Annotated in this window: 13 protein-coding genes and 1 pseudogene; 3 read left to right on the top strand and 11 right to left on the bottom strand. The window is 61.5% G+C overall.

Annotation, left to right across the window (positions count from 1 at the left end; translation table 11 throughout):
* Positions 1-180 precede the first annotated feature (180 nt).
* On the bottom strand, positions 181-309 hold the full coding sequence (locus ACT9T4_RS17520) for a hypothetical protein (RefSeq protein WP_499118163.1): 129 nt from the start codon (positions 307-309) through the stop codon (positions 181-183).
* A 130-nt stretch (positions 310-439) separates the two neighbouring features.
* The gene (locus ACT9T4_RS17515; protein ID WP_179537700.1) at positions 440-1,501 is read right to left on the bottom strand and encodes an SDR family oxidoreductase; all 1,062 of its coding nucleotides are present in this window, start codon (positions 1,499-1,501) and stop codon (positions 440-442) included.
* A gap of 85 nt (positions 1,502-1,586) precedes the next feature.
* On the opposite strand from ACT9T4_RS17515, the gene ACT9T4_RS17510 reads away from it, so the two are divergent.
* Positions 1,587-1,967 (top strand): winged helix-turn-helix transcriptional regulator, encoded by a 381-nt coding sequence (locus ACT9T4_RS17510; RefSeq protein WP_042552215.1) that lies wholly within the window; start codon positions 1,587-1,589, stop codon positions 1,965-1,967.
* 519 nt (positions 1,968-2,486) lie between these two features.
* On the opposite strand, the gene ACT9T4_RS17505 is transcribed toward ACT9T4_RS17510, so the two are convergent.
* The 4 genes from ACT9T4_RS17505 to ACT9T4_RS17490 all read right to left on the bottom strand — a co-directional run bounded on the left by ACT9T4_RS17505 (position 2,487) and on the right by ACT9T4_RS17490 (position 5,445).
* A complete protein-coding gene (locus ACT9T4_RS17505) occupies positions 2,487-3,143 on the bottom strand; it encodes a hypothetical protein (protein WP_499118161.1) in 657 nt (218 codons plus the stop codon).
* Between the two features lie 57 nt (positions 3,144-3,200).
* The gene (locus ACT9T4_RS17500) at positions 3,201-3,455 is read right to left on the bottom strand and encodes a hypothetical protein (protein WP_499118159.1); all 255 of its coding nucleotides are present in this window, start codon (positions 3,453-3,455) and stop codon (positions 3,201-3,203) included.
* A gap of 129 nt (positions 3,456-3,584) precedes the next feature.
* On the bottom strand, positions 3,585-3,932 hold the full coding sequence (locus ACT9T4_RS17495) for a hypothetical protein (protein ID WP_179537702.1): 348 nt from the start codon (positions 3,930-3,932) through the stop codon (positions 3,585-3,587).
* Positions 3,933-3,999: 67 nt separating this feature from the next.
* Entirely contained in the window at positions 4,000-5,445 is a 1,446-nt protein-coding gene (locus ACT9T4_RS17490; protein ID WP_042552218.1) for a SulP family inorganic anion transporter, read from the bottom strand.
* 287 nt (positions 5,446-5,732) lie between these two features.
* Between ACT9T4_RS17490 and fabV the strand changes: the two genes are divergently transcribed.
* The gene (gene fabV, locus ACT9T4_RS17485) at positions 5,733-6,941 is read left to right on the top strand and encodes an enoyl-ACP reductase FabV (RefSeq protein WP_499118156.1); all 1,209 of its coding nucleotides are present in this window, start codon (positions 5,733-5,735) and stop codon (positions 6,939-6,941) included.
* Positions 6,942-7,008: 67 nt separating this feature from the next.
* Here fabV and ACT9T4_RS17480 read toward each other — a convergent pair whose 3' ends face one another.
* Positions 7,009-8,115 (bottom strand): Gfo/Idh/MocA family protein, encoded by a 1,107-nt coding sequence (locus ACT9T4_RS17480; RefSeq protein ID WP_042552220.1) that lies wholly within the window; start codon positions 8,113-8,115, stop codon positions 7,009-7,011.
* Between the two features lie 273 nt (positions 8,116-8,388).
* Here ACT9T4_RS17480 and ACT9T4_RS17475 point away from each other — a divergent pair, with 273 nt between their 5' ends.
* A complete protein-coding gene (locus ACT9T4_RS17475; protein ID WP_042552221.1) occupies positions 8,389-8,787 on the top strand; it encodes a DUF1090 domain-containing protein in 399 nt (132 codons plus the stop codon).
* A 72-nt stretch (positions 8,788-8,859) separates the two neighbouring features.
* On the opposite strand, the gene ACT9T4_RS17470 is transcribed toward ACT9T4_RS17475, so the two are convergent.
* From ACT9T4_RS17470 to ACT9T4_RS17455, 4 genes and pseudogenes are all read right to left on the bottom strand, one after another.
* Entirely contained in the window at positions 8,860-9,627 is a 768-nt protein-coding gene (locus tag ACT9T4_RS17470; protein ID WP_373565138.1) for a methyl-accepting chemotaxis protein, read from the bottom strand.
* A gap of 90 nt (positions 9,628-9,717) precedes the next feature.
* Positions 9,718-11,112, bottom strand: a pseudogene (locus tag ACT9T4_RS17465) (cache domain-containing protein); the annotation flags it as partial.
* Entirely contained in the window at positions 11,000-11,767 is a 768-nt protein-coding gene (locus ACT9T4_RS17460) for a hypothetical protein (RefSeq protein WP_499118154.1), read from the bottom strand. The pseudogene ACT9T4_RS17465 and the gene ACT9T4_RS17460, both read right to left, overlap by 113 nt.
* Before the next feature lie 36 nt (positions 11,768-11,803).
* On the bottom strand, positions 11,804-12,634 hold the full coding sequence (locus tag ACT9T4_RS17455) for a metal ABC transporter permease (RefSeq protein ID WP_179537703.1): 831 nt from the start codon (positions 12,632-12,634) through the stop codon (positions 11,804-11,806).

Raw genomic sequence — 12,634 nt, 5'->3', positions numbered from 1 at the left:
CCCAGCTTACGGCTTTTGTGATCGTTCCCACGCTCTGCGTGGTAATGCATTGGTGGGACGCTCTGCGTCCATGCATCCTTCTCTGAGCTCACAAATCGTGGCGCGGAGCGCCACAGACTGAATTCCCACGCAGAGCGTGGGAACTATCGCAGGTAGAGCCCAAAGACAATCAACAGGTTCTTAAGGAATCAGCTTGGCGTCGCGCAGGTGCTCGAATACGGCGAAGAAGGCGTCGTTGCTGGCCTGATAATCGAGGAAGCCCAGCTTACGGCTTTTGTGATCGTTCCCACGCTCTGCGTGGTAATGCATTGGTGGGACGCTCTGCGTCCATGCATCGTTCTCTGCGCTCGCAAATCGTGGCGCAGAGTGTCACAGACTGAGTTCCCACGCAGAGCGTGGGAACTATCGCAGGTAGAGCCCAAAGACAATCAACAGGTTCTCAAGGAATCAGCTTGGCGTCGCGCAGGTGCTCGAATACAGCGAAGAAGGCGTCGTCGCTGGCCTGATAGTCGAGGAAGCCCAGCTTGCGACTTTTCGACATGTCGGTGACCACTTCGATGGGCCGGCCAAGGTCGGCGTCGGTGTGCCAGGGCGAGATCAGTCGCTCGATTTTCGCTTCGGCGAGGCCGTGCTTGGCGGCAAGCGTGTGCCAGATCTCGGCATCACCGGCCATCTGTTCTTCCAGCGGTGCAGGCTGGCCTTCGAAAGCGGCGGCTTCGATGCCGAACCACTCGGCGATGCGCTGCCACATCCAGCTCCAGCGGAACACGTCACCGTTGACGATGTTGAAGGCCTGGTTGGCGGCCGCCGGGGTGGTCGAGGCCCAGTGCAGTTGCCTGGCCAACTGGCGGGCGTCGGTCATGTCGGTCAGGCTGTTCCACTGCACGGCCGAGCCGGGGAAGCGGAAAGGGCGACCGGTTTCGCGGCAGACCGAGGCGTAGACGGCGAGGGTGGTCGCCATGTTCATGGCGTTGCCGACTGCCACACCGGTGATGGTGTGCGGGCGGTGCACGCTCCAGGTGAAGCCATCGCGCTTGGCGGCGGCGAACACTTCATCTTCCTGGGCGTAGTAGAAATTCTCCACATCAAGGCGGCCCTGTTCCTCGCGGAACGGCGTCTGCGGCAGGCTGCCCTTGCCGTACGCTTCGAATGGGCCGAGGTAGTGCTTGAGCCCGGTGACCAGCGCGACATGCTTGACGCTGCCGGCTGCACGCAGGGCGTCGAGCACGTTGCGGATCATCGCCGAGTTGACGCGGATGTTCTCCGCTTCGGTGGCCTGGCGTGCCCAGGTGGTCAGGTAGACATGGCTCGGCTTGAGCCCCTCGAGTGCGCTTGCCAGCGAGGCCGGGTCGAGCAGGTCGGCGGCCAGCGGGGTGATGTTCTCGGCGGCCTTGGGGTTACGGGCCAGACCGGTGACCTGCCAACCCTGATCGGCCAGCAGGCGGGAGGTGGCGCTGCCAACGATGCCGCTAGCGCCAACGACCAGTGCGTGATGTGTCATTAGAGATTCCTTCGAAGATAGAGCCTTGGCACCATAGCGATGCTGACGACTCAAACCAAGACGGCACCAAAAGGTAACCACCCCGATGCAAACCGGATCTCCCGAAGAACAATGGCGCGAGGACTGCGCGCCGCGGCGTGTGCTGGAACTGTTTTCCACCAAGTGGACGAGCATGATCCTGCACACCTTGCACGCCCGCCACGGCGGCAGCGCCCGTGCGGGTGTGCTGCACCGCAGTCTGCCCGGCATCTCGAAGAAAATGCTGGTGCAGACGCTGCGTGAACTGGAAACCAGCGGGCTGGTGAACCGGCAGGTGTACGACAGCGTGCCGCCGGCTGTCGATTACTCGCTCACCGAACTGGGCCAGCGGCTGGTCGAGCCCATCGAACTGATCTACGACTGGGCCCGACAGAACGCACCGGCTCTCGATGCGCTGCAACCCAGGCAGTCATCGCGCAGGCGCTGACTTCGAGGGAATGGTCGAGTTGTAGGAGCCCCGACCTCGGGGCGAATCGTAGTGGTAACGCCGATAACGGGCTGTGCCCACCATCGTTTCGCGCCGAGGGCGACGCTCCTACGGGTCTGTGATTCTGATGGCGCCTACGCTCCCGTGGGAACGATCAAATTTTGCTAGCTCCCACGCTCCGCAAAGGAGCAGCTATCGTGGCAATCCTCGTCCACTCACTTGACTTCACAGAGCCTCCAAATGTAGGAGCGGTACATTTGCTGCCTTGATAATGACCTCTACAGCACTTGGCTCTCTGGTAAGCCCAAGATCAAAAACAGTATCCTCGTGTAGGTCGAGCCAATCTTCTAGTAAAAGTGGCATCAGAACTTGTGCTGTAACATCTGTTTTGGACAGTACCTCGCGCAAGGCATCGCTTTGCCTGGCCTACACCGTTGCTAAAACCTCATCAATGTCCGCCATAGGGCTCAGTGGATAAAAGCTATAATGTGCTGCCCCAGTTCGGGAGTGGCGCGGCTCTTATGTTTCTGGTGGATAATTGTAGTCCCACCGAAAAAAACCATGCTCTTTGAATTCATCGCCTCTTATGGACTCTTTTTTACTTTTTATATAGTTTGGCGGTGGACACGTCACGTTATTCATCCAGTAGCCAAGAAACCCGTCGTTGATGCCTGGTAAACTAATCATTTCAGCATGAAATGGGTTGAGCTCGGGGAGGGAGAAATATACGAATTCTCCTATGGACTCTTTTATCCACTCTTCCGGATCTTGTGTCTCATGTAATGGTGTTTGGTGCAGTGGGGATTTTGCTAGGTCTACAAAGTCTCGGATATGTGTCATTGACCAATTGCAAAACTCTAGAGTCTCTCCGGTATCAAAGGCGATATCACTCAGACGATCTACCGTTTCCTCTGGTGGCGTTGGGATACGATCACTGAAGTGCTCCACGTTCTTTTCAATGCATAGTAGAAGGTACCTCGCGACCAGTGAGCCCAAGTGATGAACTACCAACGCCGGATGCTCGCCGGAACCACCGCCAATAACTAAGTTCTCGGGTGAGCATGAAAAGTCGTATTCGCCCCAGGCACCATCTTTAATGGTCTCAAACGGGTGGTAGATTGGTAGGCCATTAATATAGCCGACCAGTTCATGCTTAATGGAGTCAATGTAGCTCATGTCTTTGCCTAAGTCTTGGTTAATAGGGCGAGTTGAGCTGATAGTGTTTACAGGCCCTTAGCTGAACAGCTGGGTGCGCATCGACTGCCATGCCTCCCAGCAATTCTCTGCGACGATATCTGGATAGCCTCTTTTTTGCTCGCTATTCAGCGCGGCGCTGAAAGGGAGTTTTACGCAGGTCGCATTGTTGCGGATATCAATTACTTCCTGCTCGGTGAGCGGAGCACCTTTTTGCTTTTCTGCCGCGTGGAGAACGGTCACTAACGCGGGAATGAAAACCAGGCACAATGGGCCGTCAGGTGTTTTGGTCATGTCGACTCCTACCAGCAAACTGTACGTCAAAAATGAGCCCGGCACGTCCAACCATTCTGGTGGCGCCCACGCTCGAGCGTTGGTGCCTGATCTGGACGCTCTGCGGCCAATGTCTTAGTCACTCAACGATCAGTTTCCAGTGGGTGCTGTCTTGGCTTTCACGGGCTGCGGTCGAACCATGCCTTGCGGCCAGTAGACGATGCAGCCGGCAGGGGCATTGCCGTAGCAGTTATGGGGGCTGTAGCTGGAAAAATCCGGTTCGAAGCCCAGGTCGCGCATGCACTTGGCCTGTTCCTGGATCTTTTGCACACCTGCACTCATCTGATCGATGAAGTCGCACTGCTTGAGCGCCGTATCGACATCGGTTTTGGCTTGCCTGGTGGGTTCCCACATTACCCGTGCAGGCTGAGCCGGTTGGTAGTACGAAGCACAGCCGGCAACGCTGGCGGCGATCATCCCTGCAATCAATTTCTTCATACGTCTGTCTTCCCTGTAATGATTTGAAGCTATGAATGCCTGGCGTAACGGACATGCGGTCCGGCCGTCACGCCGGCTGCATGCCCGCGCGCTTGAGCAGTTGCTTGCAGCGCTCCGAAAGGTGCACCACGCGCAGGTGCTTGCCGGCCTTGCTGTAACGCTCGCGCAGGGTCATCAGGGCGGCGATGGCTGAGTAGTCGACGAAACTCAGGTGGCGGCAGTCGAGGGTCACCTCGGCGGGGTCGTTGGCGGCGTCGAACAGGTTGAGGAACGGCGCGGTGGAGGCGAAGAACAGGGTGCCGTGGGGCAGGTAGAGCTTGCTGCCGTCGGCTTCGATATGGCTGTCGGCGTAGAGCTCGCGGGCGTGATGCCAGGCGAAGTTCAGCGCAGCGATGACGATACCGCAGAGCACGGCGGTGGCCAGGTCGGTGAGCACGGTGATGACGGTCACCGCGATGATCACCAGCACGTCGTTCAGCGGCACCTTGCCAAGCACTCGCAGCGAGGCCCAGGCGAAGGTCTGCTGGGCGACCACGAACATCACGCCGACCAGTGCGGCCAGGGGAATCAGTTCGATCAGCGGTGAGAGGAACAGCACGTAGAGCAGGATCATCACCCCGGCGACGATGCCCGAGAGCCGACCGCGGCCGCCGGAGCTGAGGTTGATCATGGTCTGGCCGATCATCGCGCAACCGCCCATGCCGCCGCACAGGCCGGAGGCGATGTTGGCCGCGCCCAGGGCCACGCACTCGCGATCCGGGTGGCCGCGGCTTTCGGTGATCTCATCGGTGAGGTTGAGGGTCAGCAGGGTTTCCAGCAGGCCGACCATGGCCATCAGCACGGCGTAGGGGAGGATGATCCACAGGGTCTCCAGGCTCCAGGGAATCTGCGGCAATGCCGGCACGGGCAATCCACCGGCGATCTGCGCCATGTCGCCAAGGGTATGGGTGGGCAACTGCAGGAAGTAGGTGAGCAGGCCGACGCTGAGGATCGCCGCCAGGGCTGGCGGTATGGCGCGGGTCAGACGCGGCAGGATGTAGACGATGGCCATGGTCAGCGCCACCAGACCGAGCATCAGGTACAGCTCGTTGCCGGCTATCCAGTGGCCGTCATGCTGGAAGTGCTCCAGTTGCGCGGTGGCGATCACGATGGCCAGGCCGTTGACGAAACCGAGCATCACCGGGTGCGGCACCATGCGCACCAGCTTGCCCAGGCGCAGCGCGCCGAAGGCCAGCATGATCAACCCGCCGAGCAGTACCGTGGCGAGCAGGTATTGCACGCCGTGCTGCACCACCAGGGCGACGATGACCACCGCCATGGAGCCCGCAGCACCGGAAATCATCCCGGGGCGGCCACCGAACAGGGCGGTGATCAGGCAGATGAAGAAGGCGCCATACAGGCCCATCAGCGGGTTGACCTGAGCCACCAGGGCGAAGGCGATGCACTCCGGCACCAGCGCGAACGATGACGTGAGACCGGCCAGGACATCGGCGCGCAGACGAGCGATTTTCATGGGTTACCTGATCGAGCAAGGCGGACGGCCCGGCGTGGAGCCGAGCGTGGCACGGCCTGTGCGGCCTTGGCGTTGAAAGGTTGCCGATGGTAAGGAATCGTCGAGGCGAAGGCCAGTGCCGGGGATCTGGATGGCCATGTCGCCGAGGCCCTGCGGCAAAACAACCAACCGACGAAATGTGGCCTGGCTGGCATTTGGAGCGACCAATAGGTCTAATCTCCTTTTTCTCCGGCGACCAATCGACATTACACTGTCGCCTGCCCAAAAACGATGACGAGGTAAACACGTTGATTATTCACCCTAAAGTTCGTGGCTTCATCTGTACCACCACCCACCCGCTGGGTTGCGAGCGCAACGTGGCCGAGCAGATCGAGGCCACGCGCAAACTGGGCGTGCGTAACGACGGTCCGAAGAAGGTGCTGGTTATCGGCGCCTCCAGCGGTTACGGCCTGGCCGCGCGCATCACTGCCGCATTCGGCTTTGGCGCCGACACCCTGGGCGTGTTCTTCGAGAAGCCGGGCACCGAAACCAAGGCCGGTACCGCTGGCTGGTACAACTCGGCTGCGTTCGACAAGTTCGCCAAGGCCGAAGGCCTGTACAGCAAGTCGATCAATGGTGACGCCTTCTCCGACGAAGCGCGCGACAAGGTCATCGAGCTGATCAAGAACGAAATGGGCGGCAAGATCGACCTGGTGATCTACTCCCTGGCTTCGCCGGTGCGCAAGCTGCCGCAAAGCGGTGAAGTAATCCGTTCGGCGCTCAAGCCTATCGGCCAGCCGTACAAGTCGACCGCCATCGACACCAACAAGGACGTGATCATCGAGGCGTCCATCGAGCCAGCCAGCGAGCAGGAAATCGCCGATACCGTCACCGTCATGGGCGGTCAGGACTGGCAGCTGTGGGTCGACGCCCTGGCTGGCGCCGGCGTGTTGGCCGAAGGCGCGCGTACAGTGGCCTTCAGCTACATCGGCACCGAAATCACCTGGCCTATCTACTGGCACGGTGCCCTGGGCAAGGCAAAGCAGGATCTGGACGAAACCGCCCTGCGCCTGGACCAGAAACTGGCCGGTGAAGTCAGGGGCGGCGCCAACGTGGCCGTGCTCAAGTCGGTAGTCACCCAGGCCAGCTCGGCCATCCCGGTGATGCCGCTGTACCTGTCGATGGTATTCAAGATCATGCAGGAAAAAGGCATCCACGAAGGTACCCAGAACCAGCTCGACCGCCTATTCCGTGACCGCCTGTTCCGCGCCGACGGCGCCCCGGCTGAGGTCGATGAAAAAGCCCGCCTGCGCCTGGACGATTGGGAGCTGCGTGACGACGTGCAGGACGCCTGCAAGGCCATGTGGCCACAGGTGACCACCGAGAACCTGTTCGAACTGACCGACTATGCTCTTTACAAGAAGCAGTTCCTCAACCTGTTCGGTTTCGAGCGCAGCGACGTGGACTACGACGCTGACGTGGCTACCGACGTCGAGTTCGACGTGGTTCAGTTGTAACCGCTCTTTCCGCGGCTGTGAAAAAGGGACGCCTCGGCGTCCCTTTTTGCATTGCGGCCTGGGCCGCTCAGCCCACCGGTTCGTCGGTGTTCACATAGCGAGGCACTTTCGCCAAGGGCAGGCGACGTGCCTGTTCGACGCTGATGCCTGGGCGCTTGGGTAGCGATTCCAGGCGCTGCGGCTGACCCGTCTGCAGCGCCCGCTCGATGGCGGCGAGGATGCGCACGTCGCGCCAGCCTTCGTCACCATCGGGCTCCGGCTCGCGGTTCTGCAGGATGCAGTCGGAGAAGTACTGGGTCTGGCCGCCGAACTGATCGACCACCGGATGGCTGTGCTCCTTGGTCTCGTCACCGATGATGGCACGGTAGCTGATCCCTACGCCCTCACCGAAGCCGAAGCAGGGCGAGGCTTCGAACTCGCCTTCGCTGCCGATCACTTGCAGGCGCTGGCTGCCGGGCAGGCTGTAGCTGACGGTGAACACCGCCAGGCGCTCGTCGGCGAAGCGCAGGGTGACGCTCACGGTGTCCGGTGTGTTGATCTCGCGGCCGGGTGTCTGGACGGCCACGGCACGCACTTCCAGGGGCTCGTCGTCGAACAGGTTGCGTACCGCGTTGATCGGGTACGGGCCCATATCGGTCACCGGGCCTGCCCAGTAGCCGCTCTGCATACGGTGGTTGGCCGGGTCGACGGTCTGCGTGAAGGTGGCGGTGAACAGCCGCGGGTCACCGATATCGCCCGAACGGATCCGGTGGATCATCTCCACGGTGCCGGGTTCGAAATGCAGGCGGTAGGCGATCATCAGCTTGGCGCCGGAGCGCTCGGCAGCGGCGGTGATGGCCTTGCAGTCTTCTTCGCTGGTTGCCATGGGCTTTTCCAGCAGCACGTGGATACCGGCTTCCAGGGCGGGCTCGGCGAACTCGCGGTGACGGAAATTCGGCGTGGCCAGGTAGATGGCATCGATCTCGCCCGAGGCGAGCAGCGCGGGGAATTCGTCGTAGCTGTAGCTCTTGATGTCGTACATCGCGGCCAGTTCATCGGCCTTGATCGGGTCGCCGGTCACCAGCGCGGTGATCACCGAATTGTCGGTCTGGCCGACGCCAGGCATGAATGCGCCCTGAGAAATCCAGCCACCTGCGACCACTGCATAACGAACCTTGCCTTGAGCATCGGGCATTTCATCGACTCCTGTGCAACACCGAACCGGATTGTTCGGTTTATTGGGGCCGTTGACGTTGCAGGGCGCGCCAAGTAGCTCGGGCGCGCTCATGCGCAAACGTCAACAGACCCTAGAGTCGGCAGGCATCGGCACGTGAAGTTCAGTAAAAGCGCCTGCCGGTCTTGGTGCACCGGCGTCGCTTGAACGACACGGGAAATCATCCGACTATTCTGTGGTCAGTATTGGCGCCATCCAAAGGCGCACCCGTTACGTTGTTTATGGAGAGTTGCAATGAAAGCCCTGATTTCCAGCCTGTTGCTCGTCGCTGCCCTGCCGGCACTGGCCGACACCGCGTCCAATCCACGTTGCGAGGCGAAGGTGGCGGACATCCAGCAACAGATCCAGGCTGCCAAGACCGCTGGCCATGACGGCAAGGTCAAAGGGCTGAACACGGCACTGGAAAACGTCCGTGCCAATTGCACCGACAAGGCGTTGCTGCGCGAGCTGGAAGGCAAGGTCGGCGAGGCGCGGGACGAGGTGCGCGAGCGTGAGGCGGATCTGCGCGAGGCCGAGCTGAGCGGCGACGCCAGCAAGATAGCCAAGCGTCAGGCCAAACTGGAAGAAGCTCGCGGGGAACTGCAGCAGGCCGAGACCGAGCTGAGCCCGGCCCCCAAGCAGCAGGCTGAATGAAAAAAGGGAGGCTGGCCGAGCCGCCGTCCTCCCTGTTTCACCATGCGGCGCCGGGTTGCCCGGCGCCTGCCGTCAGGTTCTGAAACGCCCCACCAGTCCATTCAGCTCGCCGGACAGTGCCTCCAGGCGCTGCGAGTCGCTGCGTGCCGAATGGGCCAGTTCCTCGACCAGTTGTGCGTCGGTCTGGATCTGCGCGATGTGCCGGTTGATGTCTTCGGCCACGTGGTGCTGTTCTTCGGCCGCCGTGGCGATCTGATTGTTCTGATCGCGAATCTCGTCCACCGAGCTGCGGATCTGCTCGAAGCTGTCGCGAGCCTGCTGAATCCGTTCGACGCTCTGCTGCGACATGCTCAGGCTGCTCTGCATCTGCTTGGTCACGTCCTGGGTACGTTTGGCCAGGCCACCCAGCAGGCTGTCGATCTCGCCCGTCGAGTCCGCGGTGCGTTTGGCCAGTGCGCGTACTTCGTCGGCGACCACGGCGAAGCCGCGGCCCTGTTCACCGGCACGCGCGGCCTCGATGGCGGCGTTGAGGGCCAGCAGGTTGGTCTGCTCGGCGATCGAACGGATGGTGTCGAGGATGGCATTGATGTTCTTGCTGTCCTGCTCCAGCACCTGCATGGCCTGAGCCGACTTCTGCAGGTTCTCGCTCAGCCGCGAGACGCTGCCGGTGGCTTCGTCGATCTGCAACTGACCATCGTGCACCTGACGCTGGCCGGAGTCGGCCGAGGAGGCGGCATGGCTGCAGGAGCGGGCCACTTCGTTGGCGGTGGCGACCATCTCGTTGAAGGCGGTGGACACCAGCTCCACGGCCTCGCGCTGACGGCCGGCGGCGTCGTTCATGTCGCGGGCCACGCGGGTGCTGGCATCCGAGGCGGTTTGCAGATCCGCCGAAGCGCTGCCGATGCGTTGCACCAGGGTGCGGATGGCGCCGAGGAACTGGTTGAACCAGCGTGCCAGCAGAGCGGTTTCGTCATTGCCGCGCACGTCGAGGTTGCGGGTCAGGTCGCCTTCGCCCTGGGCAATGCCTTCCAGGCCACCGGCCACGCTGCGGATCGGTTTGACGATCAGACCGGCGAAGCTGGCGCCAACGATGGCGAACAGTACGGCCAGTACCGCGGCGATCACACCGATCTGCCAGGTCAGGCTGGTGGCCTTGGCCATCACCTCGCTGCGTTCGATCAGGCCGATGAAGCGCCAGCCGAGGGCTTTCGATGACCAGACGTTGGCCATGTAAGGCACGCCGTCCAACTCTATCTCCACCAACCCGTTTTCCACGCCGGCCAGTTCCTTGTAGCCGTCGCCCAAGTCGCTGATCAGCTTGAAACCATGGGCAGGATCGCGCGGGTCGACCAGCACGTTGCCGTTGCTTTCCAGCAGCATCAGGTAGCCGCTCTCGCCGAGCTTGATCTGCTTGACCAGTTCGGTGAGCTGCTTGAGGGAAACGTCCAGGCCGAGCACGCCGGCCGGTTGGCCCAGGTCATTTTCTATGGTGCGCACGGTGCCCATCAGCACCACGTCGTCCGGTGCCCAGTAATAGGCGGAGGTGCGTACGGTTTTGCCTGGAGAGGCCATGGCGGTCTTGTACCAGGGGCGTACGCGCGGGTCGTAGTTGCTCAACTTGGCGTCGTCGGGCCAGGACGCGTAGCCGCCGTCGGGCTTGCCGATCGACAGATAGGCGGTGCTCGGGTGGCTGGCGGCGAACTCGCCGAACATCTTCAGAAACGCCTGATTGTTCTCGTTCAGCGGTATCCGCGCGGCATCGGCACCGGAGTAGTCCTTCAACTCGCCGGCGTTGCGTATGTCGGGATGCTTGGCCAGGTACTCGACGTTCTGCGCGATGGCATCGAGGAACTGATTCATGGCGTTCTCGATCTGACGGATCTCCCGGCTGCTACTGTCGAGGAAGTCGTCCTGCGCCTGCGCGCGCAGGTTGATCACCACCACGACCGCGACCAGCACGACGGGCACACAGGCGATGGCCGCGAAGGCCCAGGTGAGTTTCTGTTTGATGTTCACGGGTTGTTCCTGCTCGAGCGAGAGATGTTGTTTTTGAAGCGAGAGGCAGTAAACGAGAAAGCATCGGGCCTTGTGCCGGCCTGTGAACACTGAATCGGCTGGGGGCGGATTAACTTGAGTGGTATTTGGTATTCCAGGCAAGACTTTTTCTTCGCCTGGAATGAAGGGAGGGGGGAGGATTTGCGAACGGCCGGCGTCACTGCTCGTGCGAGTCGCCTGCCTTGTGCCGCCACGGTGAGTAGTCGAGATTGACGATGAACACGTGCTGACCCTGAGCGTTGGGCTTCTGCCCGGGTACCAGAGGGACATCGCGCAATGTCGCACAGGCATGCCCCAGATGATCGAGCAGGCTGTTGTCCTGCTTGAAATCACGACGCCTCAGCCGGTGAGGTTCGATGATCACCTCGCAGCCAAGCACGTTGCGGTGTTCATCCAGCATGCCGATCAAGCGTGCCTTGCCGATGCTGTCGATCGGCTGATCGGCGAACAGGTGTCTCCAGAAGTATGCGCTTCGCTGATTGACGGCGGTGCTCCTGGCCTGGCGAGCCGCATCCACCTGGCGCAGGGGGAACTGGAGGGGGGCAACTATCTTGGTGCTCGCACCTTCATCGAGCATGTGCGCAGGAATGGGCGGCAGAACGGTCTGCCAGCACAGGCTGTTCATCCGCTCAGCCAATTGTGGATTGTAGGCAAAGCCACCGGAGTTCTTCGCATTGCTGGCGGGGCGCGCCTTGCAATCGAGCAACTGATTCTGGCGGTCCTGGACGTAGACCATCTCGAAACTTCCGACCTGCCACTCCGGATTCGCCTCGATACCGACGGTGCGCACCGCGTTCATGGACGCCAAGACGAAATACTCCTTCGCGAGTTCGTCTGGCGTTTTAGTGGCGGGTGTGGGTGCCTGGGTGCTGCAGGCCACCAGCAGGAAGCTGCCGGCGAGTAGTGCCAGGGACTGCTTGAGCATGACATTCCTTGTCTGAAATCGAAGGTGACGCGGATTCTACAGCTGTGCGCTGCGCCTGTGCTCGCGCCTGCTCGCATGGATGAACACCACCACGAACAAGGCGCTGAGCAGTACCACGATGGTCGGCCCGGGAGCGCTGTCGATGAAGAAGCTCAGGTACACGCCGCTCAGTGCCGCCCCCACGGCGATGCCCACGGCGGTGAAGAGCATGGCGCCCATGGTGCGGGTGAGCAGGAAGGCGATGGCGCCAGGGGCGATCAGCAGCGCCACGGTGAGCACGATGCCGATGGCCTTGAGGGCGCCGACGATGGTCAGCGACATCACCGCCAGCAGGCCATAGTGCAGCAGGCGCACCGGTAAACCGACAGTGCGCGCCTGCACCGGGTCGAAGGCGTGCAGCAGCAGGTCGCGCCATTTCAGACCGATGAATGCGGTGACGGCCAGGGCGATCAGGCCGCTTTCCAGCAGGTCGGCCCAGCCGATGCCGAGCATGTCGCCAAACAGGATATGGTCCAGGTGCACGTCGCTGTGAATCTGCGTGTACAGCAGCAGGCCGAAGCCGAACATGCCGGAGAACACCACGCCCATCAGGGTGTCCTGCTTGATCCGGCTGTTTTCCTTGAGATAGCCCGAGGCGACCGCGCACAGCATGCCGGCGACGAAGGCGCCGAGCGAGTAGGGCAGGCCGACGATATAGGCGATGACCACACCGGGAAACACCGCGTGGGCGGTGGCGTCGCCCATCAGTGCCCAGCCTTTGAGCACCAGAAAGCACGACAGCAGCGCAGCGGGGATGGCCACCAGCACGGCGATCAGCAGGGCGTACTGCATGAAGTCGATTTGCAGCGGTTGCAGGAGTATCTCCAT

It is taken from the genome of Pseudomonas sp. SZ40 (assembly GCF_052958135.1).
Note: the sequence above shows the minus strand (reverse complement) of the source record. Positions and strands in the feature narration are given on the sequence as shown.

Bases quoted from the DNA above. Each gene is read 5' to 3' on its own strand.
- ACT9T4_RS17520 (WP_499118163.1), bottom strand. From the start codon at position 309: ATGCATTACCACGCAGAGCGTGGGAACGATCACAAAAGCCGTAAGCTG.
- ACT9T4_RS17515 (WP_179537700.1), bottom strand. From the start codon at position 1,501: ATGACACATCACGCACTGGTCGTTGGCGCTAGCGGCATCGTTGGCAGC.
- ACT9T4_RS17510 (WP_042552215.1), top strand. From the start codon at position 1,587: ATGCAAACCGGATCTCCCGAAGAACAATGGCGCGAGGACTGCGCGCCG.
- ACT9T4_RS17505 (WP_499118161.1), bottom strand. From the start codon at position 3,143: ATGAGCTACATTGACTCCATTAAGCATGAACTGGTCGGCTATATTAAT.
- ACT9T4_RS17500 (WP_499118159.1), bottom strand. From the start codon at position 3,455: ATGACCAAAACACCTGACGGCCCATTGTGCCTGGTTTTCATTCCCGCG.
- ACT9T4_RS17495 (WP_179537702.1), bottom strand. From the start codon at position 3,932: ATGAAGAAATTGATTGCAGGGATGATCGCCGCCAGCGTTGCCGGCTGT.
- ACT9T4_RS17490 (WP_042552218.1), bottom strand. From the start codon at position 5,445: ATGAAAATCGCTCGTCTGCGCGCCGATGTCCTGGCCGGTCTCACGTCA.
- ACT9T4_RS17480 (WP_042552220.1), bottom strand. From the start codon at position 8,115: ATGCCCGATGCTCAAGGCAAGGTTCGTTATGCAGTGGTCGCAGGTGGC.
- ACT9T4_RS17475 (WP_042552221.1), top strand. From the start codon at position 8,389: ATGAAAGCCCTGATTTCCAGCCTGTTGCTCGTCGCTGCCCTGCCGGCA.
- ACT9T4_RS17470 (WP_373565138.1), bottom strand. From the start codon at position 9,627: ATGAACGACGCCGCCGGCCGTCAGCGCGAGGCCGTGGAGCTGGTGTCC.
- ACT9T4_RS17460 (WP_499118154.1), bottom strand. From the start codon at position 11,767: ATGCTCAAGCAGTCCCTGGCACTACTCGCCGGCAGCTTCCTGCTGGTG.
- ACT9T4_RS17455 (WP_179537703.1), bottom strand. From the start codon at position 12,634: ATGGAGATACTCCTGCAACCGCTGCAAATCGACTTCATGCAGTACGCC.